This is a genomic window from Chamaesiphon polymorphus CCALA 037 (assembly GCF_003003845.1).
Lineage (GTDB): Bacteria > Cyanobacteriota > Cyanobacteriia > Cyanobacteriales > Chamaesiphonaceae > Chamaesiphon > Chamaesiphon polymorphus.
The window spans coordinates 12,074-37,987 of the sequence record NZ_PVWO01000006.1; the positions used below are offsets into that span (position 1 = coordinate 12,074).

Sequence of the window (25,914 nt, forward strand, 5' to 3'; positions counted from 1 at the left end):
TCGAATACTTCAGTGAATCGCGTTGCTAAATTTGAAATCTAGCCTTCTGGCTTTGCAACAAAATCATCAAATCTATTCCCTGAGCCTCTTTCATTTAATTCCATTCACCTTATCGATGATAGACAAACCGCTTGAGTTACCAGTAGACATTGGTCTGTCCACACCAATTCTGCTCTTAGTTTTAGTCGCACTAGAAGCAGTATTATCCGCCGATAATGCGATCGCCCTAGCATCCATTTCCCAAGGCTTAGTTGACGAAAAGCTTCGTCCCAAAGCACTCAATCTCGGCCTAATTTTTGCCTATGTTTTACGGATGACGTTGATTGTAGGCGCGACGTGGGTAGTCCGTTACTGGCAATTTCAAGTCTTGGGCGCGGTTTATCTCCTTTGGCTGGTGTTTAAGTATTTTACAGCCGGAAAAGACGAAGATGGCGAACAACAACGTCCTCAGTATGAGTCGCTGTGGCAAGTAATTCCGATTATCGCGTTTACAGATTTAGCTTTTTCGCTAGATAGTGTGGCAACAGCGATTGCGGTCTCTAGCGATACTTGGTTGATAATCAGCGGTGCGACGATCGGAATTATCTTGCTGCGGTTTATGGCAGAATTATTTATCAGGTGGTTGGAAGAATACTCGCATCTCGAAGACGCTGGTTATATTGCTGTCGGTTTGGTGGGCATTAAGTTGTTGGTACGAGCAGTCTACCCCGATTTAGAGATTCCCGAATCAATCACGATCGGCATGGTGGCAATTATCTTTACCTGGGGATTCTCCGAGCGTAAAGAATCGACATCCAAGGAATAGTCGATTACCCACAAGCGATGCGCGATTCTCCTTTTGAATCTGGATGAGATATATCAACAGCAAATTCAAGCATGAGTTATGGCATCGATCGATCGTGAGTGGGAACAGCAACGGGCATGGGTGGAAATCGATCTGGCTGCGCTAGTGCATAATGTCCGTCAGGTGCGAGGTTTATTGAAGCCCGATACCAAAATGATGGCCGTAGTCAAAGCCGATGCTTACGGGCATGGTGCGATCGTAGTCGCTCGGACTCTAGTCGCTGCTGGTGTCGAGTGGTTGGCAGTGGCGACGGTGCCAGAAGGCATCGAACTCCGAGCCGCCGGAATCGGTGCGCCAATTCTCTTGCTCGGTGCGATCCATACCGATATGCAGGTACGCGCGATCGTCGAGTGGGATTTGCAACCCACAATCTGCACCATTCCCCAAGCAACTACCATCTCGAAATCTATTGCTAAATTAGATCTAGATAAACCTCTGAACGTTCATCTCAAACTCGATACGGGGATGTCCCGATTGGGGACAAATTGGCAGCAGGCGGAGAGTTTTTATCGCGAAGTAAGTAGTTTGCCATATTTGAAGATCGGTAGCTTGTACTCTCATTTAGCTACCGCTGACGCGATCGATCCGACGGTCATGGAAATGCAACTCGATCGGTTTGCCCGATCGATCGCGGCAATTGAGAGTGCTGGCTATGTGCCACCCTTACTACATTTAGCAAATTCCGCAGGCATTTTAGCAACCGATCGATCGCATTACCACTTAGTGCGCCCGGGGTTGATTTTATATGGATTGTGCCCAGCACCACATTTGCAATTCAAAATCGATCTTCAGCCAGTATTGAGTGTTAAAGCCAGAGTTACTCAAGTGAAAGAAATTGCGGCGGGAACTGGCGTCAGTTATGGGTATCGGTTTATTGCCGATCGAGATTTGCAGATTGCCGTCGTCGAAATCGGTTATGCAGATGGGATCCCGCGTCGATTGTCAAATCGGATGCAAGCGATCGTCAGAGGGCAACTCGTGCCCCAAATCGGTACGATTACCATGGATCGACTGATGCTCGATGTCAGTCAGATCCCCGATCTTCAGGTAGACGAGATCGTTACAATTTTGGGTAGAGACGGGAGCGCATACATTAGCGCAGATGACTGGGCAAATGAGTTAGAGACGATTTCTTGGGAAATCTTATGCGGATTTAAGCCGCGATTGCCGCGCGCGAGCAAAAATGAGTAATCGAAAAATGCCTAGAAGTTATGTTTCTGAGTAAGAATTGAGAGTAATGAGGTGTTAAGCTTATTAATGAACCCCACATTTTACCTGCTTTCCACTCCACCGCAGTTGTGACAATTGCGATCGAGTGTCAAAAGTAATGTAAATGTTTTTTAGGTAAGTGACATTACCAAAATGTTAATAAATATCAACGGCAAGGAGGCGATCGCGAGTGGACGAGTCTTATCATACTTATCTCAACCGCGTGGCAAAGATGACCCTACCCGCCACCTACGAGTCTCAAATCAAAAATATCCAAGAATCGCCTAAGTTTCGTTTAACAGCGGATGGAACTCGCGAACCAGTGGCTTTTCCGGGATATTCAGCGATCACCCCACCAGGAGCGGAAGATCCTGCTAATAGTGCAGTCTTTAAAGAGCTTGCAGCCTGCCAGCAACAGCTAGTCAAGACATTGGAACCGGATTTATTAGTTTTAGTCGATCCAGCTAGTTTTCACTTTACCCTCGCCGATCTGATTTGGGATAGTGCTTATCGGGTGGCAACTGACGCAAATGCTGACTTTGAAGGTGAATTAGTCGATCGAATTGAAGATAGTTTTAAAATCTATCAAAGTACTGGTGTTGGTACTCAACCTATCCGCTGGCAGATCGTCGGACTGACAGTCAGACCTCGCGCGATTGAAGTAAGTTTAGTACCCAAAGATGAGTATAGCTACAATCGAATTATCGCTTTTAGGCGGGCTATTTATCAAAATTCCAGTTTGATTTCATTGGGCATCGAGCAGCAATATTATTTTACGGCACATACGACTCTAGCTTATTTTGCTAATGTCGATCGGGAGATCGATCGGGCCAGATTGAGCGATACTCTCCAAGAATATAATATGCGCTGGCTCGATCGTCCTCAAGAAGTTATTCTCTCCGAAGGACAGTTGCGTAAGTTCTCCGATATGTATAGCTACGAACGAAAACCGCATTTTCCGATCGTGAAGTTGTAAGCAATCGAAATAGCTCTCGCCTTAACTGGTGGGGGCTATTTTGCTTATAAGGCGCGCTTGTATTTCGATCTAAAAAACGCCGCCGTCAACGATCCAGTCTAGCGTCTCCTCACTAACCTTCAACCTAGCAAAACCATTCCACACCAACTTTTGCAAATTTGCGCGAGTGGGTAAGAGTAAATAGTTAAAAAATAGATATTATCCACCAGGAATACCAATAACAACAGAGAATTCACCCGATTCAACGGGATGAAAATCTCGATCGCTGCGAGCGTAAACAGACCACGTTCGACCTCGACTATCTTTAATCTTATAGGACACTAAACCAGTCATGCGGCCATCGATTTTTATCCCTGCCGATCGTAACTGTGCTGCATAGACACTTATGGCTGCATCACCAACGCCATAGTACTCACTCTTACCGACTCTTTGTAATTCAGCTTTAATTTTGGGATGATTGGGGTCAGCACGATATACTCCCATCCATCGATAGGCTGTAGTGCGATCGCCAACGGTTTCTCGTACAGATAAAACCCCAATCGGGTGGATATAACTTTTGAATGGATACTTCGCTCTGACCTTGACTGCTGCTACTGCTGTCAAAGATAAGCCAGCAATCGCGATCGAGATCGTCAAATTAGTGATGGTTTTCATTTGGTAAAGCTCCAAAATACCTGTGAGTCTCGATCGATGCTATAACAGATGGTACGACATAGTATAAATTACCTCTGGCTGGTTTTTAAAAAATGCACAGTTTCCTAGATCGGTGCCGCTACACCCACAACCTGAATGGCTCCGCATTGCGCGAGTCACAGATCGATCTATCCCAACTCGTAGCTAAAATTTCTCGTCGCAGCCGACGACGTTTTCTTGTCTTGACGCGCTTTTTACGGCGGGAAACCCGCCGAGCGCACGTCGCTGGTGTAACACATGCGGAGGGAACCTCCGCGCGATTACATCCGCAATCTAATTTGGCATAGCTGCGCGAAGCGTAGCAAAAGATCGAACGCGGAAGGATTTCTAGCGTTACGATTGTTGTTTAATGAATATTTTAGGAGTAATTTGATGAGCTTGGATACCACGATCGCGCAACCGACGATTCATCCAGAATTGTTGGCAGCTTTTAGTCAGGATGAGTTTAATAGTCATGTGATGACTACTTACGGACGGTTTAATCTCGCCTTGATTAAGGGTGAGGGTTGTACCGTTTGGGATACAGATGGCAAGGCTTATTTAGATTTTGTAGCAGGGATTGCCACATGTACCCTGGGACACGCACATCCAGCCGTTATCGATGCAGTGACAGCGCAAATTCAGACGCTGACTCATGTTTCCAATCTTTATTACGTCCCCGTGCAAGGTGAATTGGCTAAATGGTTAGTCGCACATTCTTGTGCCGATCGCGTATTCTTTTGTAACTCTGGTGCCGAAGCAAATGAAGGTGCGATCAAATTAGCTCGGAAATACGCTCATACGGTCTTAGGAATTACCGAACCAGTAATTTTGACAGCCAATGCCAGTTTCCACGGACGGACGCTAGCAACGATTACAGCCACCGGACAGCCTAAGTACCAACAAAATTTTAGTCCGTTGATTCCAGGTTTTGAGTACGTACCATACAATGATTTTGCCGCGATCGAGTCCGCAGTCGCCAAACTAGATGGACGGGTAGCCGCAATTATGCTCGAACCGCTCCAAGGGGAAGGCGGTGTAAATCCAGGGCAAGTTGACTATTTCCAACAAGTGCGGAAACTCTGCGACGAGAAAGGAATTCTGCTGATCCTCGACGAAGTACAAGTTGGGATGGGACGTTCGGGTAAATATTGGGGTTACGAGCAACTAGGCATCGAACCAGATATTTTCACCAGTGCCAAAGGTTTAGGCGGCGGTATTCCCATCGGCGCGACAATGTGCAAAGCATCCTGTAATGTCTTCCAACCAGGCGATCATGCCAGTACCTACGGTGGCAACCCGTTTGTGTGTGCGGTAGCTTTAGCTGTTTGTCAAACATTAGAACGGGAAAATATTCTCGCCAATGTCCAAGCACGAGGCGAACAATTACGGGCGGGTTTACAACTATTAGCCACCAAATATCCACAAACAATCTCCGAAGTTCGGGGTTGGGGTTTAATTAATGGTTTGGAATTGCAAGCCGATAGTACCGTAGGTGCAATTGATGTAGTCAAAGCAGCGATGGCCGCAGGATTATTATTAGTCCCCGCAGGTGCAAAAGTCGTTCGGTTCGTGCCGCCATTAATCGTTTCAGCCGCAGAAATCGATCGGGCGGTAAGTATCCTCGATCGGGTGTTAGCTGCAATGTAGTAGTTTCAGAGTGGGTAATTACCCACTCTCCATCGGGCTTTATAGACAAATATTTAATTGAGTGCAAATTGAGTTCAAACCATTACCTGCTCATTGGAGTTATCTCTTAAGTTGTAAAGTAGTCAAGCAACTTGTGGCCGATCTCGATATCGATTGCCGTCTAGTTCAATATTTAGGAACGAGTAATAAACCATCCAAAATAACTTCTGGACTTTATAGTGCTGGAGGACTCGACGCGCGTAGCATGGAAACAGGCTGGTGTTTTCGATTACAACTATGGGGTTTACCCGATCGCATTTTAGCCGATCGACAAGAAGAACTTAGTATACTCCTTCAGGAAGATATTCAAGCATTCGTTCTCGATCGACACCGAGATCTTCCCGCCGCACTTTATCCCCCGTTGGATCGTAGATTCTTTCTCCGATTTAAAGATAATAATTTGGTAACAGACTTTAGTACCTGGACGCTCGAAGAAATAGAGGATAAGTGGGCTAATAGATCGCCATGGTGGACTTAATTTAGTAAAGTATATTCAAGTAGGGTGGGTAGTGCCCACCATCCAGGTGTCAGGTGTTTTCTTGGATCTTCGATCGCGAAAATAACAGTACAAATTGCCAGTGTTATCGATCGAGATAATATAGATTGTACGTGAAACTTAGATGGTGGGCACTGCCCACCCTACTAGTAATAAAATTATCTATTATTACAACATTGCTTAAAGTGAAGCTATTTCGCACTCAAGATTGAGACGAGCGATCGATTCTAATTCATCAAACAAAACATCTGTACAATAAAGCCTGTCGCGCTCTAAAAAACTTTCTAATACCCGGATGCGTCCAGCTCGATAGTCGGCATCGGAAACCCAACTATATTCGCGACGAATAGCTCGCGCGTAGGCTTGATATCGCTCTGGATCTGTACCTAGAATCGCCAGGTCGGCATCTAAAAAGATACACAGGTCTGAATCGTTAGGATCTATTTGATGGCCGCATGTGGCTAAAATAAGCTGTTGAATGCGATCGATTTTTGGTGCGATTTGCTGCATAAAGGAATCATTAACCTGACAGATATTTGTTAATAACTCTTTGGCTGCATTAGCACTTTGCAATTCGTTATCTGAAGCTTGAGAATCGTAAATAAAATCGTGAAACCAGGCAGCTAATGAGATAGAAATTGGATCTTGGAGTGTAGGGAAAGATCGATCGCCATCAGTGGTAGTAAACCGATAGCTACGCTGTCCTAACGGATCGAGAATAGTCAGGAAATGGTCGATGTGATGGAGATTATGGTAGTGCCGATCGGGTTGGGTATAAGCAGCAACAAGTAACTGAAAAACTCGGTCGATCTCTTGGCGATCGTCTGGACGCACGAAAGACTCGATCGAGATGGATCGATCGAGCCAGCACTGTTGCCACTTGTGAGCTAATTTAGGCAGATCGAACACTGGAATTAATCTTGCTCAGGAGAAAAGGTGCGATCTCGGAGAGGCTGAGAATGTGTTTGACAGATCCAGTCGCGATCGCTAATTTAGACATGCCAAAGACGAGGCAGCTCGATTGGTCTTGGGCGATGGTTAGTCCCCCTGCATTAGCAATCGCTTCGGTGCCAGCCACGCCATCAGTTCCGGCACCCGTGAGGAGCAGGCTAGCACTAGAGCGGCCATAGACGCGAGCAACCGATCGAAACAGGGCATCGATCGACGGACAAGTACCAGTAGCCGCAGTGAAGTTACTATAGATAAATTTTCCTTCGGCATCAAATTCGAGATGCGCTCGTTCTGGGGCAAAATAAACTGTTTTAGGTTCTGGAGTTTCGCCAATTTGGGCGACTTTGACATTTAGTTTAGAGTCTTCCTTGAGCCAACTAATCAACCCTGTCAAAAAGCCATCGCCGATATGTTGAGCGCAAATTATCGGTACGGAGAGATCTTGAGGAAGTGCGGTCAGAATTTTGTGAATGGCTTGAGGGCCACCTGTCGATGCACCAATGGCGATCGCGCGTAAAGTGCTAGCATCATGGCCATTTGCCCCCGCAGACTGCGATGTTACTGACGTGGCAGCAGTTCTGGCTTTGACTTTTACCTGAGACAGCATGTGAATTTTGGCCAAGAGCCGATCTTTGACTCGCTCGTATTCGGTATAGTCTCCACTCGCAGGTTTGGGGAAGATATCTACAGCACCTGCTTGTAGTAACCCAAAAATGTTTCTGGTATCGTCTTCTTGGACGGAGTTACTAATCACCAAAATCGGTCGTGGGAACTTGGCCATGACTTCTTTGGTAAGCTCTAATCCATCGATCGGGGACATGTGTAAATCGGTGCAAATTACACTCGGATCTGCTTGGGGCATAAGTGCCAATGCTTCTCGACCATTGCGAGCCGTACCGACTACTTCAACTTCCGAGCTACTTCTCAATAAGCGTTGCAATAATTCAAGTGCGATCGGGGAATCGTCAACGAGTAGAACTTTGATAGGTGACATGAGTGGCTGGGTGGATGGGTAGATGGGTGGCTGGGTGGATGAGTGGATGGGTAGATGGGTAGATGGGTGGATGGGTAGATGAGTGGATCTACTCATCCACCCTTCTGCCTAAAGCCTAAAGCCTAAAGCCTAAAGCCTAAAGCCTAAAGCCTAAAGCCTAAAACCTAAAGCCTAAAGCCTAAAGCCTAAAACCTAAAGCCTAAAGCCTACCCTCTACCGTCTACTCCCTAGTTTAAAGGTCTAGCTTTGACACTCATCCCAGAGAGGAGCTTAATTTTCGAGAGGATCTTTTGTTTGATGGCTTCGTACTCGGCATATTCGCCACCCAGCGGTTTGGGGTAAATATCTGAGGCTCCGGCTTGTAAAAGTGCGAAGACATTTTTGGTATCGTCGGCTTTGACAGAGTTGCTTAATACAAGAATCGGACGCGGATAGTTGGCCATCACTTGTTTGGTGAGTTCCAATCCATCGATCGGTTCCATGTGGAAGTCAGTACAAATCACTGTCGGATTAACACGGGGAATCATTGCTAGAGCTTCTTGTCCGTTACGAGCGGTACCGACGATTTCAACTTCGGGAGTGCTTTTAAATAGGCGTTGGAGTACTTCCATTGCGACGGGAGAATCTTCAACAATCAGAACTTTAGTAGGAGCCATAGGATTAGATTTTGGTAAGGGTTTTCGGGGTGGGAAGTTGGGAGTTGGGAGTTGGGAGTTGGGAGTTGGGAGTTGGGAGTTGGGAGTTAGGAGTTGGGAGTTAGGAGTATGTAGGTTGGGTAGAGCAACGCGAAACCCAACAGCACCAACGTTGCAGGTACCTTCTAAATCGATAGTTCAGAGCATCTCGTGCTTGTGAGTGTTACCCAGGATTGAGTGAGATCGGACAGGGAGTTAGAACTGAGGGGTGGCTAGCATTTTCGGCAAGATGCGATCGAGTAGTAATTTCCGTAAGGAAAGAATCATAAAATATCCCGTTTTGCAACGTTAATTGTGCTGAATTTGATGTAAAGTTACCAATTAAGCTACACCACAATCGTCGAGCTTAATTCCCCGTTTAAACTCGACGATCGAGTTTGAACCAGAGCGTAACCCAACTCCCAATTCCCAACTAAATGGTTGCCACCCCTCATCGGGAGAACTTTTCTCCTTCAGTCGAACCACAAGTAGATCCCCATGCCCTCGCGCAGATGGGAATTGCCATGCTCATCGATCTGGCTCAACGCGGCGAAATCGATCCTTGGGATGTCAAAGTAATTGACGCGATCGATCTACACTTAAGCAAACTGCCACTCCAAGCCAATCAAACTCTAGCGCACAAGCAAGCTAACCTCTCTCAATCCGGGCAAGCCTTTCTCTGGGCGGCAATGCTAGTGTTACTCAAAGCCCAGAGTTTGGAACAAAGTCAATCTCAAGCAGAAGATTTTGACTTTATCGAAGAAGATATCGAATTTGAAGAGATCGGGACTACAGGGCTACCGCGTAATTTGGAGCGACACATTCGGCGCAGACTGACCTCGCCCCCGCCCCAAAAGCGTCCGGTAACGCTCCAAGACTTGATCCTACAACTGAGCCAAATCGCTGATAAAATTGCCGAACCAACGTCGTTGCGGCGTCGCTCGATCAAGAGCAAAGCGATGTCGGTGAAAAAAGCGACTCAAACCATCGTCGGACTGGCTCACGATGAGAATTTAACCGAGATGGCGGCACTTGTGGCAGAGTTTCTAGTCACATATACTAGTGAAACCGATTGCTGGACTCTAGAAGATCTAGTCAACATCTGGTCTGCCAAGTTTCCACCCGCCCCCGGACAAGAACATGGAGCCAATCACGATCGAGTCGGTGTATTCTGGGCACTATTACTACTATCGGCTCAATCCAAAGTCGAACTCTATCAAACAGACTTTTATCAAACCCTGACTATCCGCAGACTGCACGAAGAATCGGTAGAAATGAACTAGCTATCTGCTCTAGATTACGAGTAATAGCGTGGTGCAGATAACAATCGATCGCTGCTACAGTAGATGGGACAGGGAGTTCAAGTATTCAAGATTAAATATGAAAGCAATGATTCTGGCTGCTGGGAAAGGTACCCGAGTGCGTCCCATTACCTATACTATTCCCAAACCCTTAATTCCCATCCTACATAAGCCAGTGATGGAGTTTTTGGTGGACTTGCTCAAGCAGCATAACTTCACCGAAATCATGGTCAATGTCAGCCATCTTGCCAAGGAAATTGAAAGCTATTTCCACGACGGGCAAAGATTCGGAGTCCAAATTGCCTATTCTTTTGAAGGGACGATTCGGGAAGACGGGGAATTAGAAGGACAAGCTTTGGGTTCGGCGGGTGGGATGCGCCGGATTCAGGATTTTTATCCTTTCTTTGACGATACTTTCGTGGTGTTATGCGGCGACGCACTGATCGATCTCGACCTCACCGCCGCTGTCAAATGGCATAAAGAAAAAGGCTCCTTGGCGACGATCGTCACTAAATCGGTACCGCGCGATGAAGTGTCCAGTTATGGGGTGGTAGTGACCGATGAAAATGGTCGGGTGCAAGCGTTCCAAGAAAAACCGACCGTAGAAGAAGCACTGAGTACGAATATTAATACAGGTATTTATATTTTTGAGCCAGAAGTACTAAACTATATTCCTTCAGGTCAAGAATATGACATTGGGGGCGATTTATTCCCCAAACTTGTCGAAATGGGCGCGCCTTTTTATGCAATCCCGATGGATTTTCAATGGGTAGATATTGGAAAAGTGCCCGATTATTGGCAAGCAATTCGTAGCGTATTAATGGGCGAAGTCAACAATGTGCCGATTCCCGGACATCAAGTCGCACCAGGCATTTATACCGGAATTAACGTAGCGGTAAACTGGGATAAAGTCGATATTACAGGCCCCGTTTATATCGGCGGGATGACTAAAATTGAAGATGGTGCCAAAATAACTGGCCCAGCTACGATCGGCAGGAATTGCCATATTTGCAGTGGTGCCCACATCGATAATAGCGTGATCTTTGAGTACTCGCGGATTGCCTCTAATGTGACTCTAACTGATAAGTTAGTATTCGGACGCTATTGTGTAGACAAAGATGGGGCGACGATCGACGTCCAAGCCGCTTCGCTAGATTGGTTGATTACCGATACCCGTCAACCGATCGAGAATATCACCAAAAAATCATCACTAGCGGCCAAATTTGTCGCCCAAGTGTTTGAATCGGAAGAAACGCCAATCTCGATCGGTTAGATTCGAGAATGCTAAGAAAAGGTACCCCTACACAAGTAGGCGTTACCGATCTGGGGTATTATTTGCCCTGAAATTTAGAGTAGGGGCAATGTCTTGTCGCACACAAACGGGAGGGAACCTCCCGTTCGATGCGCCGCTTCATGAATTGCCCCTACTCTAAATTTCAGGGTTCGTCAGCGACTGAAGTCGCCGCTGGTGATGCAAAGTCCGCCTACGCGGACTAATTTGAGGCAAAAAATTAAGCTAACCGAGCGTCACCGCCGACAGCCATGTCCGATCTCGAACCCGAACACATCCACCTCGCAAGTAGCTTTGAATCCGGCTGGGAAGGGGTGAATTTAATTTTAGAGCGGGAACCGCGCGGGGAAATGCCCGCCGCGACAATGGATTTTCATTTTCTAACGATCGCGCTCGATAATTTTAGCTGTAGCTACAAAACAGCCAATGGGTGGCAATGCGTGGACTATCAAGCAGGCGATGTCGCCATCGTCCCCCAGACAGAATTATTTCCACACGTCTATATCGAGTCTGAAGTATTGCTCTTAGAACTATTTTTGCATCCAGCACAGACTGAGACTCTAGCTCCGGGCAAACAATTGGTACCGCAGATCCAGGTGCGAGATCCGTTAATCGTCCAGATGGGATTGGCACTGTATCGAGAGTGGAAATCTAGCGGCGCAGAAGGCAGACTCTATGCAGATTCCATGTCAATTGCCCTTTCCGCACATCTAGCCCAAAATTACAGCACGACGAAGATCGCGCCTGTCGGGGGCATATTATCGCCGCGAGATACCGATCGCATTAAAGATTATATCGACGCTCATTTAGGTGAAGAACTGACAGTAGCCCGATTGAGTCGAGTAGTCGATCTGAGCGTTCATCACTTTGCTACCGTATTTCGCCGCACGTTCGGACTCACACCGCATCAATACATCCTCAAATTACGGATCGCACGATCGCAAATCCTGTTAAAAACCACATCTCAACCAATTATCGCGATCGCCCATCGAGTCGGGTTTCAAACTCAAAGTCATTTTACCCGTATTTTTCACCAACACACCCACTGCACCCCCAAACAATATCGCGATCGCCTCTAAGCATAATTCTGTTTGACAACCACTTTTTTATAGCACAACTCCTTCGCCCCGATCGATAAAAGGATCGAGGGAAAAGGGCAAAGGAGCGAACATTTTACCTTTACCCTTTACCCTTTTCCCTTTACCCCTGACCCCTTCCCCTTTTCTAGCAACTTGGACAATTACTTGCGGTTGCGGGCGGGGGTGCGATCGCCTCGTTCTAGCTTGGTTTGAAGGCGATTTAAGCCCCACCAACCGATCGAACTACCTGCCACTATCCCGATCGAGATTAAGCCTGGAACTAGGGCATTCTCACCGCCAGTCAGTACCAAAACTGTCGTACTTAGCCAAGCGAGTAGCGCGATAATGACGATCGCCCGTTTGGCGGTTTGGATATTTTTATATGCAGTGCTGCAACTGTGACAATGTTCGGTATGACTGTGATATCGATCGAGTAATTTTTCGGTATCTAAGGCTGGTTTGAAAGTTTGTCCGGGGAAAGGATCGGCTCGATAATCATTCAACCATTGCCGATATTCAAATACGAAGGCGTCGGCTTTAGTAGGCAAATAAAAAGATTGACTAAAAGTATTACTGCCACCACTTTGTTCTAGATAACGTTCTTGATGGTGCAAGAAAATTTGGTCGTCTTCTAAGATCGCATTATTATTTATATGCGAGTACCATGCGGGCGTCGCTTTAATAAAAAATTCGGGAACCTTGCTAGCAAACTTGAAGGGAAATCTGGCAAAAATTCGACATTGCCCTTTGCGCGTCGGCGTGGCATAAACTACTGTAATCGTCTCGCCAAATTGCTTGGATTTCAGTTCGTGCCACATCAGACAGGGGGCGATAAAAGTGGTATTCTGTCTGCCTAGCGTACCTTTGCGCGGCCCATCCGCCCAAGTTCCGGTAAATCCTAATTTGTCGGATGAGGTTACTTCTAATTCTACCGGACTAGCATTCGATCGCTTGCCGACGCTACCGTGATGGGTATAGGGCAAATGGCTCGGATCGAGGACATTTTCGAGGAGGGTGAGCGCGTCATATGGCAAATCGCGGAAGGTATTGAGCACCAGCCAGCCATCTGTGGGCTTCCCATCTACCATCGGTACTGGAATTAACGGTATGGGTGTCTGCTCGGCTCTGGCTGGCGTCCCGGCATAGATAAAGAGCAATCCTTGCTCGACGGCGGTGGGTAGCGATTTGACGCAGGCGCGGCGGGAGGTTTCGGCTTTGGCGTCGGGTAATTGCTGGGGGATGCGATCGCAGGTACCATTACCTGTAAATGCCCAGCCGTGATACGGGCATTCTAATAAACCATCTTCAGCAATTCTCCCTTCGGATAGTCTTGCCAGACGATGGGGGCAGCGATCGTCAAATGCTCGCCATTCATTAGCTTGAGTATCCCACCAGATGACTAAATCTCGATCGAGTAATGTAAAGGGTGTGGGTGTGAGTTTATCTAGATCTTCAATATAGGCTACGGGATACCAGGACTCGATCGGGTCGAATCTGGTAGGATCGTCTCCACCTGCGGTCATTTGCGCTGCTATTACTGCTGTTGTCATTGTCGATCTTTAATCCTCAGCAAATCTTGGGGGTGGCTTCTCGATCGCTTAACACTTGTTTACATTTAGGATAACAATCGATCGTGGTTTGAGGCAAGTTCGGGTTGAGGATGGGTGCTGTTCGGGATTTACTGGTGCTAGAAGAACCCGGATCTGGGGGAGGCTTCCCCCAGACCCCCCGCTGAGGTGCGGGACGCCGCCCCTCAGACTCCCCTGCGTAAGGGTCGATCTGTGGGGATCGGATCGCGCTTCGCATTAGTGCTTTCAGTCAGTTATCTGTGATGCACGAGTTAGAGTGATATTTCACACTCCCGAAACACCCGAAACACCCGAAACACCCGACTCCCAACTCTCACCTCCCAACTCCCAACTCCCAACTCCCAACTCCCGACACGATAGTACCTTTACTTATACTGAAGACTGCTGGCTCGATCGACTCACTTGGATATAATGCTATTAATGAGCCATTCGCCACTGTTACCGACCCATGGATACCAAAGCTTTTAAAAGATCGCTCAACCAATCAGATAACTATCATCGCAAAGGATTCGGACATCAGGCTGATGTTGCTATCGTGCTGGAATCTGAATATCAAAGCAATCTGATTCAAGAAATACGCGATCGCAACTATACCTTAACTCGCGGCGATGTCACGATTAAACTAGCCAAATCTTTTGGCTTTTGTTGGGGAGTAGAAAGAGCTGTTGCCATTGCGTATGAGACGCGCCAACACTTTCCCACCGAACGGATTTGGATTACTAATGAAATCATTCATAATCCTTCTGTCAATCAACGGTTGCGGGAGATGAATGTGAACTTTATTCAGGTTGAGAATGGGGTGAAAAATTTTGCTCTTATCGATCGGGGCGATGTGGTGATTTTACCTGCTTTTGGTGCTAGCGTCCAAGAAATGCAACTGCTTAATGACAAGGGTTGTACGATCGTCGATACTACCTGTCCGTGGGTGTCTAAGGTATGGAATACGATCGAGAAGCACAAAAAAATCGATTATACTTCGATTATTCACGGTCAATATAAGCATGAAGAAACTGTTGCTACTAGTTCTTTTGCGAATAAGTATTTAGTCGTGCTGAATATGGCAGAGGCGAATTATGTTGCCGATTATATTTTAAACAATGGCAATTCTCCTGAAGAGAAAATCCAACGCCGTAACGAATTTTTAGCTAAATTCAGCAATGCTTGTTCTGCTGGATTCGATCCGGATATCGATTTAGAAAAAGTCGGCATTGCCAATCAGACAACTATGCTCAAAACCGAAACTGAAGCGATCGGTAAATTGTTCGAGCGGACGATGATGAAAAAATATAGCACTGCCGAATTAAACGAACACTTCCAAAGCTTCAATACAATCTGTGATGCCACCCAAGAGCGTCAGGATGCCATGTTCGAGCTAGTAGATGAGAAACTCGATCTGATGGTCGTCATCGGTGGCTACAATTCATCTAATACCACGCATCTCCAGGAAATCTCGATCGAACATCAAATTCCTTCGTATCATATCGATAGCGATATCCGTATTTTGGCTGATAATCAAATCGAACACAAACCGCTATTTAAAGATCTAGAAATCGCAAAAAATTGGCTCCCAGATGGCAAAATTACCGTTGGGGTCACATCGGGTGCTTCTACGCCAGACAAAGTAGTCGAAGCGGCGATCGAGCGGATATTTGCGACTAAAAGCGGAGCTACTACTACTGGTCACCCGATCGCTTAATGTGTCCGTTCATACCAATTGAAACTCAGGAGTCAGTAATCTTTAAAAGTTAAGACTCCCTGACAAAAGTGAAAAAAGACTAAAATTTTTCTAGATTATCTTAATCTTTAATAAAAGTACTGTTTTCTCTCTAAATTAGCAGGTTATGATATTAATTATGAATTGAGGTGCGATTGGTGCTCCACACACTATTAGCGATTTTTGCGGTTATTATCTTGGTGGTGACTTGGTGGTTGAGCTATTGTCAGCGGTTGCGCGCGCGCAGTCGGCGGCTGACGATGACGGAGCCTAGCTCCAATCGACGATTCTACAAGCGAGTAAATCGAGATCCTGAAGAGCAATACATTGAAGGAGTCGGGTATGTAATTGGCGATTTAAGTTGCAGTTACAATGCCAGATCTCCATACATTCGCTGTGCTGTGAATCCAGATGGGCTATGTCAAGATTGTCGTCACTACCACAAAAAGGAAGATTAACAGTCCTTCGCTCGATCGCGATCGACCGAGCAATTTATCATCTTTCCCGCTGTGCGATGGTTACACTTAACTCGATCGCAGCGGGAATTTTTATATTTTAGCTCGATCTCCCATCGATACTCGATCTAGCGAACATCCCATCGTCCGTTCGCGTAGCATCGACTCTGCCGAATCGATAGAGCCAGGGGAAGAGTGGCGATGGTGCTATGTCGATCGAACCTTTATCTAATCGCTTGCCAGTCAAGACTCAGACTCGGTTTCTATGAATTAAAATCATATTATCGAATACGATCGACGATCGTATTGTGAATGGCTAAGTGAACTATGAGCCGAATCGTGCTAACCACCACCGGATCGCTAGGCGATCTGCATCCATTTATCGCGATCGGTTTAGGGCTAAGAGATCGCGGACATGATATCGTGTTTGCGACCATCAAAGACTATCGCACTAGAATTGAGTCGCTAGGATTTGAGTTTCATTCCATCCGTCCAGACCATATTGCCGTGGACGATCCGCAGATGCTGGCATTGATGATGGATCTCCAGAAAGGAACCGAGCGAGTTATCCGCGATTATCTGTTAGCTAGTTTTCGCGATACTTATACAGATCTGCTGGCTGCCTGCCAAAATGCCGATTTTATCGTCTCGCACGAACTTGTCTATGCAGCTCCCCTAGTAGCTGAAATCCTCAACCTGCGGTGGGCATTTTGCGCCTTAGCTCCAGGTGCCTTCTTGTCTGCCTACGATCCTTTTGTACTGCCACCCTTTCCCGCTTTAGTCAAATTACGCGGATTGGGTGCGGGGGTAAATCGATTGGTAGTAAATTTTGTCAAGTTTATCACTCGCGATTGGGGAGAACCAGTGCGCCAACTTCGACAGGAACTTGGTTTGGCAGCGGTTGGCAATCCCATTGTCGATGATAAGTTTTCGCCTTATTTGGTACTGGCACTATTTTCTTCAGTCATCGGCTCCCCTCAGCCAGATTGGGCAGCAAATACCGTTGTCACGGGATTTCCATTTTATGATGGCGATCGGGATCGAGGATTGGCACCCGATCTCAACCAATTTTTAGACAGTGGCGAGCCACCGCTTGTCTTTACGCTCGGCTCGGCGGCTGTGCTCTCTGCGGGAGATTTTTATACAGAAAGTGTCAAAGCTGCCAAAATACTCGATCGCCGTGCTGTGCTGCTCGTGGGCAAGAATCCGCCTCCTGCAAATTTACCCACAAACATGGTGGCGTTTGACTACGCACCGTACTCTAAAATCTTTCCGCGTGCATGTGCGCTCGTCCATCAGGGCGGGATTGGGACGACGGCTCAAGGCTTGCGATCGGGTCGTCCAACCCTAATTATGCCTTACAGTCACGACCAACCCGATAATGCAGCACGAGTTCAACGATTAGGAACTTCTCTGACGATTCCTCGCAAGCAGTATACAGCGGCGCGAGTCGCCAAGAAATTGGATCGGTTATTGCATAATTCTAGTTATGCAACTAAAGCGATCGAAATTAGCGGTATTATCCAAGCAGAGAAAGGTGTCAAGATGGCATGTGATGAAATCGAGCGGCAGCTAAATGGCAGAAATAATTAAACCCGATTTACGATTGAGAAATGCGATCGAGAAAATCTATCTAGTGGATGAAGACTTCCAGCAAATCGAAACTCTAAGGCTGGCGATCGGGAATGTTCTATGCTGCATAATAATCGACCAGGAGCTGGCGAAATTGGGCTGTTTCTCGATCGGATTCAGTTTGTGTCAGTACTGCGATCGAGTAGAGCGTATAATGCTTCGTCTAAACGATCGATCCCTTGGACGATCGAACGAGCAAGAGGTAACCTTGAATTTTACGTTCGGATCGCCAACAGACTATGACTGGGCTATAATTACATCAGTTTTAGCCCAATGCAGCAGCTCCAAAAGTAGCATTAAACTTGCGACACCAGATCGCGGCAGAGCGATAATTTGCGAGGTTGATATTGGCAGGAATGGCATAAGTTTGGGCACCACTAAATTTTTTCAGGCGAGACAGAACTACATAGTCACCGCTTTTTAGTGCATAATTGGGTGCTTGGGTCGAACCGATAACATTACCAGAACGATGTAAAATAACTACCAAATCTGGCCCTTGGCTGGAAGTTTTGAATGCTGAATCTAGTTGGAGAAAAGATCGACCGTTTTTGGTCACGATTTTGGCACCACCTCTGGTTGCATGTTCGCCACGAACGAATGTACCGGATTTGATAGTTGCTGCCACGCCTTTCATGGCATCGCCCTTCATGGCATCGCCTTTATCTTTCATGGCATCGCCTTTCATCGCACCACCTTTATCTTTCATCGCGTCGCCCTTCATCGCGTCGCCTTTCATCGCATCACCTTGTTGCATCGCGTCAGGGGTTGCAGTTGGTGTAGTCGAGCAAGAAGTGAGAGTAGTAGCCAGAATGAGTCCAGTGATGAGAGCTAAGACTTTCCAGTTTTTGGCATAGTTGACACTTGCGAATAGAGAAGCTGATTTCATGGATTACTCCCGATCGATTGTCGATCGATAAAATGTGTTCGAGCGAACTAAATGTGTTCGACAATTTACAGTATCTCGAATTAAACTGAAACCTGTCTGAACTAAACCCTAAAATTGCCTAAATTTATTCTGAGAGCTTTATTATGCTAATCTCAGCAATTTCTCAGATTACTCTTACGTTAAGTTAATTTAAAACTCTAACTTTTTTAATCAGATTGGGAAATTGCTGGCGCAGTTGTGCGAGCTTCGGTAGATCGAATCTTACGACATAGGCTTGAGTAGGATTGCGATCGATGAAATTCTGATGGTAATCTTCTGCCGCATAGAACTTAGTCAACGGCACTACTTTAGTTGCAATTAGCTTGGGGAAAACACGAGATCGATCGAGTCGATCTATATAAGCTTTCGCTACTTTTTGTTGATCGGAATTAGCAAAAAAGATCGCCGATCGATATTGAGTACCAATGTCTGGTTCTTGACGATTTACCTGCGTCGGATCGTGAGCGATTAAAAAGTAAACTTTTAGGAGTTTTCCGAGAGAAATTTTCTGAGGATCGTAGGTGATTTTGACAGCTTCTGCATGATCTGTTCTGCCACGACTGACCGCATCATAGTTAGCAGTTTTCGCAGTTCCGCCAGAGTACCCAGAAACAACATTAGAAACACCTGTGAGCTTCTCAAATACTGCTTCTACACCCCAAAAACAGCCCCCAGCTAAGACGATCGTTTGTTCGCCTTTGGCTCTATGTTCGGGAATATCGACTGGTGGATCGATTTTCATACCTGCTGCCAATGTGGGAGTAGAATCAGCAGGAGGGCTAGACAAAATCGTGTGTGGAACGCTACAAGCAACTGCGATTAGTGACACGATCGAGAGGCTAAATAAAAAGCGATATTTGTTTGACATAGTGGAGAAACGATCGAGTTTAGATGGTATGAATTTAACTTTTAATTGACGGAGAAACGATCGTTGCGATCGAGATCTAATTTAGGCTCTCTAAATACCCCCAAACCATTCATATCCTTGTTCTTCCCAGTAACCTTTACCGCCCTTGGGAATTTGACTGGTGAAGGTAACTTTTGTCACCCATTTTGATAGTTTATAACCCAATTTAATCGGCGTAGCTAGACGGAGGGGAGCACCATTATCGTCGGGGAGCGGCTCTCCATTCATTTGGTAAGCTAACAGGGTTTGCGGGTGGATCGCCGAGGCTAGATCCCAACTTTCGGTATATTTATCTGCCGATTCAAATAAGACATATTTAACACTATCTTGCGGCTGTACCATTTTGGCGAGATCGCGCAAGCGAACCCCTCCCCACTGGACTATTGCTGCCCAACCTTCGACACAAACGTGTTGCATCACTATTGAGGCTGGCGGGATTTGTTTTAAGGCTGCTAACTTCAGTTCGATCGGAAATTTTACTTCGCCATCAACAGTTAAGCGATATTTGTCGGGGTCAATTTCGGGAGTACCTTCATAACTATTGATTAGTAATGCTTTGGGATCGATCGCACTTTTGGAAAACTCTGGAATGAGCAATTGCTTTTTGATGAGTAGTTCGCCAAATGACTGATTTAATGGTTCTGATATTTCACCGACTTTAGTAGTCAATTCGCTGCTACAACTGCTTAGTAGATAACCGATGCTTGACATTCCCAGTAGTTGAATAGCTTGCCGACGAGTGAGATAATTTGGAAGTTTAATGTGATTCATTGGAGAGTGAATAGTGAATAGTGAATAGTGAATAGTGAATAGTGGATAGTGGATAGTTAAATATAATGTTCTAGGGTTGGAACATCGATCGAGTCAATCTCAAACCACCAGCTCTAATGCCCATGATGATATGTACCAAGACAAATAATAGAGAAATTGGTACAGTCAAAAAATGTACTATGCGTAAAATATCCCAATTTATAAATAGCCCAGCTAGCCAATGTAATTGAGCGGGTTTATACATCGCCAATCCTGAAAAGATTGCCAGGATTAATACTGGGATAATTCCGGTATATATCAATCGGTGCCAAGAATATGTCCGTCGCTTGGAATTTTGTCCGACTTGTAATGCTTTGAGATCTTGTCCAGAAAAAAACTTTCTTTTCCATCGCTGGGTAAGAAAGATATAAATGCCATAAATTAGTAAGGTAAAAGCATATACCCACATTGCTGCAAAGTGCCAATTTCTTCCCCCAGCCAACCAACCGCCTAAAGTCGCCCATTTCGGAAATGTCCAACCGTCTTTGCCACCAAATACTGGCGTGGCATTGTAGATCTGCAAGCCACTAGTAGTCTCCGGCATAAATAAACCTACTATTTGGGAAAGTTGGGAGTGAGGAGTTGGGAGTTGGGAGTGAGGATTAAATACTAGCCTTACTTATGCCGCTCAGTACTAGTAATCATGATAAATAGACTGATAATAATTAACCCGTGAAGAATTTTAACGAACTGCGTCTGTGGTGGAATGGGTGGAGACTTTTTTGGTTGTTTATTATTCATAGTAAATATCTCGTTATTCCTTAATCAAAGGGGAAGTTTGGGAAACAAAGGAGCCAACCAAAGTTGCAGTTCCACATCCCAACCTAATAAAATTGCGATCGCCGTTCCTGCCATTAATATCCCACCAATGCGTTGAAATGCCCCCGTATAAGGTAACAATCGCCGCGAAGAATTCGTGATGTGACGACTGCTATAGGCGATCGCCAGCAACGGAATTCCCGCCCCCAAGCCGTAGACAGTCAATAATGCCAGCGCACCCAAAACCTCATGTTTGACGGCTGCGAAGACTAAAATACTGCCCAATGCTGGCCCCGCGCAGGGTGTCCAGAGGAGTCCCAATTGAGTGCCGATCCAAAATTCGCTCCATAAGCCTGGAGCCTTGGGTTCCCAAGCTTTACCGAATCGCACATAACTCATCACCCAGTAACTCAACGCAGGAAAGATTGCCAGTACGCCAAGTCCGAATAGTAGCCCCACCGCCACATTCCGCAACAAATTGGCAAAACCGACAAACCAAGAACTAGCTACCCCCAACAAACTTCCGATCGCCACAAAACCACTAACCAAGCCTAATACCAGCATCACAGGGCCGAGTCGATGGGATGCAAACGATCGACCCAATACTAATGGGATAACAGGCAAGACGCAAGGCGAGAGAATGGTTAAGAATCCCCCACCGAGGGCGAAACCGAAGGTGAGGAGCGAGATTTCATTCATGCCGATTGTCCCAATAATTGCCGAATTTTCGCCTCAGTTTCGGCGTAGGCTCCTTCGCCAATATGGTCGTAACGAACGATGCCCTGACGATCGGCTAAAAATAAATGCGGCCAATATTCATTTTTATATGCCTTCCAAGTTTGAAAGTTATTATCTACACCAACTGGATAGGTAATACCGTATTTAGTCATCGCCCGACGAATATTTTTAACATCGCGCTCGAAGGCAAATTCTGGCGTGTGAATCCCGATCGTTTGTAAGCCTCGATCGGCATATTTTTTATGCCAACTGGTAATGTAAGGCAATGTTCGTTGACAATTGATACAACCTAGCGTCCAAATTTGAACTAAGACAACTTTGCCGAGTAAATCTTTGGTCGTTATGAGTGATGCTGAATTCAGCCACTCACTGATGCCTTGAAATTCTGGTAATCGATTTGCGGCTGCGGTAATAGTTTCAGGTTCAATAATCTTAGATTCAGGCGCAATAATGCGGGATGCAGATGAGAGACTCGCAAAGTTCGCTATTTGCCAGCCGAGTGTGCCTAGTCCTAGATAAGTTAACAATTTTCGGCGTGGTAATGATAAAGGCATAATTTTGTTAATTAATGAATGTTTGCGCCAATCCTTTGATTCAAACAGGCTTCTTATTGCTAGTAATATCCTGTCGCCCTCTCCCTGCCATCGCCTCCGGCTCTGGCTCCCCTCTCCCAAGCTTGGGAGAGGGGTTGGGGGTGAGGGCGAGGTTGCTGAGTTTTACAGGTATCAGATCCCTCGAAACCCCATTTTCCCTTCAATTTCTTGTTCTGTTTCGATCGAGTTAACACCGATACTTTTGAGTCGATCGGTTTTAGCTCTCATCCCCACTTGGCCTAAAAACAGACCTAGCAAAATTACAATTCCCCCGATATATTGAGCTTCGGTTGGGACTTCGCCCAAAATTAAATAGGCTGCTAAAATACCGACGATCGGCGCAAAAGAACTAACTAGTGAGGCAGTGGCGATCGATGAATTCCGAAAGCCAATATTCCATAATGATTGGCCGATGACGACAATAACCGTCCCGTATAACAACATCCATTGCCACAGAAACGGCGACAGCACGCCCATAAAATGGTCGAAACCATACATCCATAACGCCAATCCAAAATACACGATCGTGCCCAATCCCGTTCGCACGGTATTATGAATGCCTAATGGCACCTGAGTAAGGTACTTTTTAGCAACGATCGTCGCAATGGATAAAAAGATCGCCCCCGACACCGCCATTAATTCCCCGACTCCAACCTGAAATCCATCCACTGGAGTATCGGTTTGCAGCACGATTGTCAGTACCACCCCAGTAAAAGCAACGATCGATCCCAGCACTTCCCAACGATTCAGCCGTTCCCGCAACAGCCAGATCGATAATGCCAGTGTCAATGGCGGCTCCAATCGACCGAGCAGCAACACATTCGTCACGGGAGTTAATGACAATGCTTGAAAAATCAAGCCTGGAGCCAGTGCGCCCGCTAAGATCGCTACGATAACCAAACCCATCCATTCCCGCCCCGATATTTGCCGCCAAGTATTCCGGCTCCACTGGTGGCGGTGGATTGCGACTAACACCAGCAACGCACAAAGATTTCCGGTAAATAGGACATTACAGTAAGAAATCGGATTGTGCCCATCTACGAAATGCTGGGCACCGATTTCGGTAATTTTCCGCGTGAGGGCACTGGAAGAACCAAAGATCGGGATTGCCAGCCACAAATAGATGTAGCCAGGGATGCGGGAGGTTAAGTTTGTCAATTGTTGGGGGAATGTAGGCATCATGAGTACGGGGGAATAACGGCATCGACGATCGGATGCAGGTATAGACCGAGTTTAAACTCACAACCTGAGTTTCCCCTGAGAAAACGATTAATGATTCCGAATAGCCCGTTCGCGGAGCACCAATCCGTATCGTTTTTGGTACAATACAGATCGTATAGGGAAATTTAAGGAGCTAAGATGATGGTTTTTCAAGAAATCGTCGATCGCGTTCGAGCCTTATCTGTCGAGGAGCAAGACAACCTCATTGAGTTAATCCGACAACAGCGAGAAGAACAGCGGGGTAAAAAGTTCTGGGATGGATTCCAGAAACTGAGAGCAACACTGGAACGAGAAGGAATCTCTTTTAATGATGAGGACTTTGCTGACTTGAGAGATCGGTCGCCAGGGCGTGAAATAAATCTATGAGTCTAAAATATTTACTCGATACCAATATTTTTTCAGAGTTGATGCGTCCAGCTCCAAACCCAAAAATCGTCAATATAGTCGATCGATCCATGAAAAGTTCTAATCCCCAGATCGGCTCGGCTTTTGATGATTACTTGGAAGCAGAAGATTTGCTAACCGAAGCTAATGAAATTGCCATTAAAAGAGTCATCGCTTGGCAGCTTCAGCAAGAAATTACCTCCAAGCAAATGACTAAAACCAGCGTAGCTAAAGCAATGGGTACTAGCCGCGCCGCAGTTGACAGGCTCCTCGATCCAACTAATACCTCAGTTACTCTCAATACCCTTGGTAAAGCAGCTAGCGTTCTAGGCAAACGGATTAAGATCGAGCTGGTTGAAGGCTAATAAGTTTAAGATGCTGTCTTTCTCAGCAAAAATTAATCTTGCTATTAGGGTCGCCTCATGTCGATCGCAAGTCTTTAGATTACAGTGAATAAATACAAGGCTCGAATTGCTTGCAGGAACGGCTCCACAGGATTTTTCAATGAAACCGATCGCTAAACTTAAGGAGACGTTCCGCCAACTCAGACAGCGGCATCTCGATCCGGATTCGCTCCAATTTCGACTGACGCTCGAAATCTCTCTGCTATCAATTCTCGGCTTGAGCAGCGTTGCCGCGTGGACGAGTTGGAAAATGCAACAGCTTTTAATCACAACTCATACCCAGAAAGTCGAGTATATTGCCAATCGATTTCCGCGCGATGTCGAACTCTATAGTGACATGCTACCAGTTGCAGAGGGGCTACAAAAAACGATCGATAATGTCTCGGTGCCAGGGTTGTCAATTTGGTTCAAGAGTACTGATGGCACGATGACTCTTGCCAAATCCAGCGAGGTAACTGATGAATTGATGTCGAGTGGCGAGATGCCCCTCAAACCCCAGGTATATCGGGTTGGCGATCGATATAAGATCTTGTATCGTGGGGACGTAGCGGTGAAAAACAAGCCGCTGGGGAAGGTGTACATGGCACAGGATATCACCGCAGAACAACATCAATTAATTGCGGCGATTCAAGGTCTAACTGCTGTTTGCATTTTAGCAACTCTGGCTACGATCCTGGCGATCGCGATGCGAATTCGGCGATCGCTCCAACCCTTGCAGGAAATGAGCCGGATGGCGGGGGCAATCTCCGCAGCAGATCTGAATAATTCCCAATTGCAACTCAATAATGCACCGACTGAAGTTAAGGAATTAGCCCAAACTTTCAACATGATGCTATCGCGGCTGGGGGATGCGTGGGAACAACAGCGGCAATTTATCGGCAATATTTCCCATGAGTTACGCACGCCCTTAACGGTAGTATCGGGTTATTTACAGAGCCTATTACGGCGGAGTAATAACCTCAACGATTATCAACGCGAAGCTTTAGCAACGGCAGGTGCCGAAGCAGATCGCACTATCAAATTACTTCAGGATTTATTAGATTTAGCACGGGCTGATAGTGGTTATACACGCTATCATCTAGCACCTGTATTATTAAACGATTTGGTATCGGAAGTGGCCGATCTGACTGGAGAATTTGGAGATCGAACCGTTCGAGTTGCCGCAAAAGTCAATGTTGAAGCGATGGTCGATCGCGATCGATTGAAACAGGTGTTAATCAATCTCTTAGATAATGCGATTAAATATTCTGAAGCGGCACAACCGATCGAATTAATTGTCGAACAAATCAATAAACAGGCAATCATTCGCGTCCGCGATCGCGGCATCGGGATTCCGCTGCAAGATCTAGGGCGGATTTTCGATCGCTTTTATCGAGTGGATGAAGATCGCGCGCGCACTACTGGCGGATATGGATTGGGGTTGGCGATCTCCAAAACGTTGGTAGAAGGAATGGGCGGTAAGATTATGGTGCGATCGACGTTAGGTGAAGGTAGCGAGTTTTCGATCGTGTTTCCGAAATGAAAATTCGGGCGAGTGCTTGGTCTTAATTTACTGGTGCTAAAGAACCCGGAGCTGGGGGAGGCTTCCCCCAGACCCCCCGTTGAAG

At 46.3% G+C, this 25,914-nt stretch carries 29 protein-coding genes; 17 read left to right on the forward strand and 12 right to left on the reverse strand.

Annotated elements, in window-relative coordinates; genetic code table 11:
- Positions 1–115: 115 nt before the first annotated feature.
- The 3 genes from C7B77_RS00900 (at position 116) to C7B77_RS00910 (ending at position 3,029) form a co-directional block, all read left to right on the forward strand.
- Positions 116–805, forward strand: coding sequence for a DUF475 domain-containing protein (locus C7B77_RS00900; protein WP_106299460.1), 690 nt, complete (start codon positions 116–118; stop codon positions 803–805).
- Between the two features lie 78 nt (positions 806–883).
- Positions 884–2,035 carry an alanine racemase gene (gene alr, locus C7B77_RS00905; protein WP_106299438.1) on the forward strand — a complete coding sequence of 384 codons (1,152 nt, stop codon included), beginning with the start codon at positions 884–886 and terminating at the stop codon, positions 2,033–2,035.
- A 208-nt stretch (positions 2,036–2,243) separates the two neighbouring features.
- Positions 2,244–3,029: a DUF1868 domain-containing protein gene (locus C7B77_RS00910; RefSeq protein WP_106299439.1), complete on the forward strand. Its 786-nt coding sequence runs from the start codon at positions 2,244–2,246 to the stop codon at positions 3,027–3,029.
- Positions 3,030–3,227: 198 nt separating this feature from the next.
- Here the strand turns inward: C7B77_RS00910 and C7B77_RS00915 are convergent, their stop codons facing one another.
- The gene (locus tag C7B77_RS00915; RefSeq protein WP_106299440.1) at positions 3,228–3,683 is read right to left on the reverse strand and encodes a hypothetical protein; all 456 of its coding nucleotides are present in this window, start codon (positions 3,681–3,683) and stop codon (positions 3,228–3,230) included.
- A gap of 92 nt (positions 3,684–3,775) precedes the next feature.
- Here C7B77_RS00915 and C7B77_RS29045 point away from each other — a divergent pair, with 92 nt between their 5' ends.
- The 3 genes from C7B77_RS29045 (at position 3,776) to C7B77_RS00925 (ending at position 5,868) form a co-directional block, all read left to right on the forward strand.
- Entirely contained in the window at positions 3,776–4,009 is a 234-nt protein-coding gene (locus tag C7B77_RS29045; protein ID WP_146138131.1) for a hypothetical protein, read from the forward strand.
- An 85-nt stretch (positions 4,010–4,094) separates the two neighbouring features.
- A complete protein-coding gene (locus C7B77_RS00920) occupies positions 4,095–5,351 on the forward strand; it encodes an aspartate aminotransferase family protein (RefSeq protein WP_106299441.1) in 1,257 nt (418 codons plus the stop codon).
- Between the two features lie 61 nt (positions 5,352–5,412).
- Positions 5,413–5,868 (forward strand): hypothetical protein, encoded by a 456-nt coding sequence (locus C7B77_RS00925; RefSeq protein WP_106299442.1) that lies wholly within the window; start codon positions 5,413–5,415, stop codon positions 5,866–5,868.
- A gap of 198 nt (positions 5,869–6,066) precedes the next feature.
- Here the strand turns inward: C7B77_RS00925 and C7B77_RS00930 are convergent, their stop codons facing one another.
- The 3 genes from C7B77_RS00930 to C7B77_RS00940 form a co-directional block, all read right to left on the reverse strand.
- The gene (locus C7B77_RS00930; RefSeq protein ID WP_106299443.1) at positions 6,067–6,795 is read right to left on the reverse strand and encodes an HD domain-containing protein; all 729 of its coding nucleotides are present in this window, start codon (positions 6,793–6,795) and stop codon (positions 6,067–6,069) included.
- The gene (locus C7B77_RS00935; protein ID WP_106299444.1) at positions 6,779–7,831 is read right to left on the reverse strand and encodes a chemotaxis protein CheB; all 1,053 of its coding nucleotides are present in this window, start codon (positions 7,829–7,831) and stop codon (positions 6,779–6,781) included. The genes C7B77_RS00930 and C7B77_RS00935 overlap by 17 nt, the downstream gene beginning before the upstream one ends.
- Before the next feature lie 227 nt (positions 7,832–8,058).
- Positions 8,059–8,487, reverse strand: coding sequence for a response regulator (locus tag C7B77_RS00940; RefSeq protein ID WP_106299445.1), 429 nt, complete (start codon positions 8,485–8,487; stop codon positions 8,059–8,061).
- A 455-nt stretch (positions 8,488–8,942) separates the two neighbouring features.
- On the opposite strand from C7B77_RS00940, the gene C7B77_RS00945 reads away from it, so the two are divergent.
- The 3 genes from C7B77_RS00945 (at position 8,943) to C7B77_RS00955 (ending at position 12,176) form a co-directional block, all read left to right on the forward strand.
- Positions 8,943–9,788 carry a segregation/condensation protein A gene (locus tag C7B77_RS00945; RefSeq protein WP_219891942.1) on the forward strand — a complete coding sequence of 282 codons (846 nt, stop codon included), beginning with the start codon at positions 8,943–8,945 and terminating at the stop codon, positions 9,786–9,788.
- Between the two features lie 97 nt (positions 9,789–9,885).
- A complete protein-coding gene (locus tag C7B77_RS00950) occupies positions 9,886–11,079 on the forward strand; it encodes a nucleotidyltransferase family protein (protein WP_219891944.1) in 1,194 nt (397 codons plus the stop codon).
- A 269-nt stretch (positions 11,080–11,348) separates the two neighbouring features.
- Positions 11,349–12,176: a helix-turn-helix domain-containing protein gene (locus C7B77_RS00955; RefSeq protein ID WP_106299446.1), complete on the forward strand. Its 828-nt coding sequence runs from the start codon at positions 11,349–11,351 to the stop codon at positions 12,174–12,176.
- A gap of 161 nt (positions 12,177–12,337) precedes the next feature.
- Here C7B77_RS00955 and C7B77_RS00960 read toward each other — a convergent pair whose 3' ends face one another.
- On the reverse strand, positions 12,338–13,726 hold the full coding sequence (locus C7B77_RS00960) for an aromatic ring-hydroxylating dioxygenase subunit alpha (RefSeq protein WP_106299447.1): 1,389 nt from the start codon (positions 13,724–13,726) through the stop codon (positions 12,338–12,340).
- Between the two features lie 295 nt (positions 13,727–14,021).
- Here C7B77_RS00960 and C7B77_RS29520 point away from each other — a divergent pair, with 295 nt between their 5' ends.
- The 5 genes from C7B77_RS29520 (at position 14,022) to C7B77_RS00980 (ending at position 17,809) form a co-directional block, all read left to right on the forward strand.
- On the forward strand, positions 14,022–14,177 hold the full coding sequence (locus tag C7B77_RS29520) for a hypothetical protein (RefSeq protein WP_181243660.1): 156 nt from the start codon (positions 14,022–14,024) through the stop codon (positions 14,175–14,177).
- Positions 14,178–14,213: 36 nt separating this feature from the next.
- Positions 14,214–15,461 carry a 4-hydroxy-3-methylbut-2-enyl diphosphate reductase gene (locus tag C7B77_RS00965; protein ID WP_106299448.1) on the forward strand — a complete coding sequence of 416 codons (1,248 nt, stop codon included), beginning with the start codon at positions 14,214–14,216 and terminating at the stop codon, positions 15,459–15,461.
- Positions 15,462–15,637: 176 nt separating this feature from the next.
- Entirely contained in the window at positions 15,638–15,937 is a 300-nt protein-coding gene (locus C7B77_RS00970) for a DUF6464 family protein (protein WP_106299449.1), read from the forward strand.
- A 324-nt stretch (positions 15,938–16,261) separates the two neighbouring features.
- Complete coding sequence (locus tag C7B77_RS00975; RefSeq protein ID WP_106299450.1) at positions 16,262–17,527, forward strand: glycosyltransferase; 1,266 nt, start codon at positions 16,262–16,264, stop codon at positions 17,525–17,527.
- Positions 17,528–17,626: 99 nt separating this feature from the next.
- Positions 17,627–17,809 carry a hypothetical protein gene (locus C7B77_RS00980; RefSeq protein ID WP_106299451.1) on the forward strand — a complete coding sequence of 61 codons (183 nt, stop codon included), beginning with the start codon at positions 17,627–17,629 and terminating at the stop codon, positions 17,807–17,809.
- Positions 17,810–17,831: 22 nt separating this feature from the next.
- On the opposite strand, the gene C7B77_RS30950 is transcribed toward C7B77_RS00980, so the two are convergent.
- From C7B77_RS30950 to C7B77_RS01030, 7 genes are all read right to left on the reverse strand, one after another.
- Positions 17,832–18,452, reverse strand: a complete 621-nt coding sequence (locus C7B77_RS30950; protein ID WP_245893970.1) for a DM13 domain-containing protein — start codon at positions 18,450–18,452, stop codon at positions 17,832–17,834.
- 184 nt (positions 18,453–18,636) lie between these two features.
- A complete protein-coding gene (gene msrA, locus C7B77_RS00995; protein WP_106299452.1) occupies positions 18,637–19,359 on the reverse strand; it encodes a peptide-methionine (S)-S-oxide reductase MsrA in 723 nt (240 codons plus the stop codon).
- Positions 19,360–19,449: 90 nt separating this feature from the next.
- Positions 19,450–20,169, reverse strand: a complete 720-nt coding sequence (locus C7B77_RS01000; protein WP_106299453.1) for a molybdopterin-dependent oxidoreductase — start codon at positions 20,167–20,169, stop codon at positions 19,450–19,452.
- Positions 20,170–20,239: 70 nt separating this feature from the next.
- Positions 20,240–20,752, reverse strand: coding sequence for a cytochrome b/b6 domain-containing protein (locus C7B77_RS01005; RefSeq protein WP_106299454.1), 513 nt, complete (start codon positions 20,750–20,752; stop codon positions 20,240–20,242).
- 221 nt (positions 20,753–20,973) lie between these two features.
- Positions 20,974–21,666 (reverse strand): cytochrome c biogenesis CcdA family protein, encoded by a 693-nt coding sequence (locus tag C7B77_RS01015; RefSeq protein WP_106299455.1) that lies wholly within the window; start codon positions 21,664–21,666, stop codon positions 20,974–20,976.
- Complete coding sequence (locus C7B77_RS01020; protein WP_106299456.1) at positions 21,663–22,259, reverse strand: thioredoxin family protein; 597 nt, start codon at positions 22,257–22,259, stop codon at positions 21,663–21,665. Before C7B77_RS01020 ends, C7B77_RS01015 begins: the two co-directional genes overlap by 4 nt.
- 171 nt (positions 22,260–22,430) lie before the next feature.
- Positions 22,431–23,480 carry a DMT family transporter gene (locus C7B77_RS01030; RefSeq protein ID WP_106299458.1) on the reverse strand — a complete coding sequence of 350 codons (1,050 nt, stop codon included), beginning with the start codon at positions 23,478–23,480 and terminating at the stop codon, positions 22,431–22,433.
- A 180-nt stretch (positions 23,481–23,660) separates the two neighbouring features.
- On the opposite strand from C7B77_RS01030, the gene C7B77_RS01035 reads away from it, so the two are divergent.
- From C7B77_RS01035 to C7B77_RS01045, 3 genes are all read left to right on the forward strand, one after another.
- Positions 23,661–23,885, forward strand: coding sequence for a hypothetical protein (locus C7B77_RS01035; RefSeq protein WP_106299463.1), 225 nt, complete (start codon positions 23,661–23,663; stop codon positions 23,883–23,885).
- The gene (locus tag C7B77_RS01040) at positions 23,882–24,268 is read left to right on the forward strand and encodes a helix-turn-helix domain-containing protein (RefSeq protein ID WP_245893972.1); all 387 of its coding nucleotides are present in this window, start codon (positions 23,882–23,884) and stop codon (positions 24,266–24,268) included. The genes C7B77_RS01035 and C7B77_RS01040 overlap by 4 nt, the downstream gene beginning before the upstream one ends.
- Positions 24,269–24,407: 139 nt before the next feature.
- A complete protein-coding gene (locus C7B77_RS01045; protein WP_106299459.1) occupies positions 24,408–25,829 on the forward strand; it encodes a HAMP domain-containing sensor histidine kinase in 1,422 nt (473 codons plus the stop codon).
- Positions 25,830–25,914: the final 85 nt, after the last annotated feature.

Coding starts and splice junctions, on each gene's coding strand:
- C7B77_RS00900 (WP_106299460.1), top strand. CDS start 116: ATGATAGACAAACCGCTTGAGTTACCAGTAGACATTGGTCTGTCCACA.
- alr (WP_106299438.1), top strand. CDS start 884: ATGGCATCGATCGATCGTGAGTGGGAACAGCAACGGGCATGGGTGGAA.
- C7B77_RS00915 (WP_106299440.1), bottom strand. CDS start 3,683: ATGAAAACCATCACTAATTTGACGATCTCGATCGCGATTGCTGGCTTA.
- C7B77_RS29045 (WP_146138131.1), top strand. CDS start 3,776: ATGCACAGTTTCCTAGATCGGTGCCGCTACACCCACAACCTGAATGGC.
- C7B77_RS00920 (WP_106299441.1), top strand. CDS start 4,095: ATGAGCTTGGATACCACGATCGCGCAACCGACGATTCATCCAGAATTG.
- C7B77_RS00935 (WP_106299444.1), bottom strand. CDS start 7,831: ATGTCACCTATCAAAGTTCTACTCGTTGACGATTCCCCGATCGCACTT.
- C7B77_RS00940 (WP_106299445.1), bottom strand. CDS start 8,487: ATGGCTCCTACTAAAGTTCTGATTGTTGAAGATTCTCCCGTCGCAATG.
- C7B77_RS00945 (WP_219891942.1), top strand. CDS start 8,943: ATGGTTGCCACCCCTCATCGGGAGAACTTTTCTCCTTCAGTCGAACCA.
- C7B77_RS00950 (WP_219891944.1), top strand. CDS start 9,886: ATGAAAGCAATGATTCTGGCTGCTGGGAAAGGTACCCGAGTGCGTCCC.
- C7B77_RS00955 (WP_106299446.1), top strand. CDS start 11,349: ATGTCCGATCTCGAACCCGAACACATCCACCTCGCAAGTAGCTTTGAA.
- C7B77_RS00960 (WP_106299447.1), bottom strand. CDS start 13,726: ATGACAACAGCAGTAATAGCAGCGCAAATGACCGCAGGTGGAGACGAT.
- C7B77_RS00965 (WP_106299448.1), top strand. CDS start 14,214: ATGGATACCAAAGCTTTTAAAAGATCGCTCAACCAATCAGATAACTAT.
- C7B77_RS00975 (WP_106299450.1), top strand. CDS start 16,262: ATGAGCCGAATCGTGCTAACCACCACCGGATCGCTAGGCGATCTGCAT.
- C7B77_RS00980 (WP_106299451.1), top strand. CDS start 17,627: ATGCTGCATAATAATCGACCAGGAGCTGGCGAAATTGGGCTGTTTCTC.
- C7B77_RS30950 (WP_245893970.1), bottom strand. CDS start 18,452: ATGAAATCAGCTTCTCTATTCGCAAGTGTCAACTATGCCAAAAACTGG.
- msrA (WP_106299452.1), bottom strand. CDS start 19,359: ATGTCAAACAAATATCGCTTTTTATTTAGCCTCTCGATCGTGTCACTA.
- C7B77_RS01000 (WP_106299453.1), bottom strand. CDS start 20,169: ATGAATCACATTAAACTTCCAAATTATCTCACTCGTCGGCAAGCTATT.
- C7B77_RS01005 (WP_106299454.1), bottom strand. CDS start 20,752: ATGCCGGAGACTACTAGTGGCTTGCAGATCTACAATGCCACGCCAGTA.
- C7B77_RS01015 (WP_106299455.1), bottom strand. CDS start 21,666: ATGAATGAAATCTCGCTCCTCACCTTCGGTTTCGCCCTCGGTGGGGGA.
- C7B77_RS01020 (WP_106299456.1), bottom strand. CDS start 22,259: ATGCCTTTATCATTACCACGCCGAAAATTGTTAACTTATCTAGGACTA.
- C7B77_RS01030 (WP_106299458.1), bottom strand. CDS start 23,480: ATGATGCCTACATTCCCCCAACAATTGACAAACTTAACCTCCCGCATC.
- C7B77_RS01035 (WP_106299463.1), top strand. CDS start 23,661: ATGGTTTTTCAAGAAATCGTCGATCGCGTTCGAGCCTTATCTGTCGAG.
- C7B77_RS01040 (WP_245893972.1), top strand. CDS start 23,882: ATGAGTCTAAAATATTTACTCGATACCAATATTTTTTCAGAGTTGATG.
- C7B77_RS01045 (WP_106299459.1), top strand. CDS start 24,408: ATGAAACCGATCGCTAAACTTAAGGAGACGTTCCGCCAACTCAGACAG.